This window comes from Sphingobium cupriresistens, from assembly GCF_004152865.1.
GTDB classification, from domain to species: domain Bacteria; phylum Pseudomonadota; class Alphaproteobacteria; order Sphingomonadales; family Sphingomonadaceae; genus Sphingobium; species Sphingobium cupriresistens.
Genome location: NZ_SEOO01000130.1, coordinates 1 through 914 on the forward strand (window position 1 = coordinate 1; position 914 = coordinate 914).

The following is a 914-nucleotide window of genomic DNA, read 5'->3' on the forward strand; positions in this document are numbered from 1 at the left end:
AACCTTCCCGACTATGCTCTCGCCGGGCAATACCAGTCCATGCCACCATTCACTCCATCTTGTCGCAAAGACGGCTGAATCACAACATGCTGGTATTGCTCAACAACTTTCGGATCGGGCTCTTAGGATGGTGGATTATGCAGGAAGAAGTCCCGTCGTTTCATTCAAAATATGGCGGTCTATGGATTGATCGATCGGACTGGCAGCAAGAGATACAGGCGCGAGGGTTGAACCTGCAACAAAAGGCGCAGGTCGAGAAATTCGCGTCCGACGGCTATATTATTTTGGAGGGTGCGGCTTCGCACGAACTCGTCGATGCTTTTCAGCAACGCATCGAGACGTCCTTTCGCGATGGCAACTCTGATATCATTTATCAAAGTCACCGGGATTATATCACCAAGCGTCTGGATCATCCCGCCGATCGCATGGGCGGACGCGTCCTGGATGCATTTGTTGCGCTGCCGCAGGCGCTTGATTTATTTCATGTCCCCGCATTGTTCGATTTTCTTCGTTTGATATTCGACGCTGATCCGCTGTTGTTCCAGAGCCTGAGTTTCGATCAGGGTTCGCAGCAGGGTCTGCATCAGGACACAGCCTATGTCGTCGTGCAGCAGCCTCTGCAACTGGCTGCCTGCTGGATCGCGCTGGAAGACGTTCAACCGGGGTCGGGTGAACTATTCTATGCGCCTGGTTCGCATCGCTTGCCCGACTGGAATTTCGGCGGCGATCGAAAACATTGGAGCATGGCTGAAGATGGCCAGGAAACGCACAATCTTTGGGGCGCGCATCGGTCGTGTCCCAGGAGGTGGTGTAGGAACCGTCAATCCACGGCAGGATCGGGATCGGGTTCGGGTCAGGCAGCCAGAGCTGGCAGGCTGACAATGGGGTTATGGCTCACCGCGCCGATTGTTTCC

At 54.6% G+C, this 914-nt stretch carries 1 protein-coding gene; it reads left to right on the top strand.

Annotated features, from left to right (window positions below; all coding sequences use genetic code 11):
* Positions 1-137: 137 nt before the first annotated feature.
* Positions 138-914 (top strand): phytanoyl-CoA dioxygenase family protein (locus tag EWH12_RS21945; RefSeq protein ID WP_207212482.1); only part of this gene is annotated, 777 nt, incomplete at its 3' end.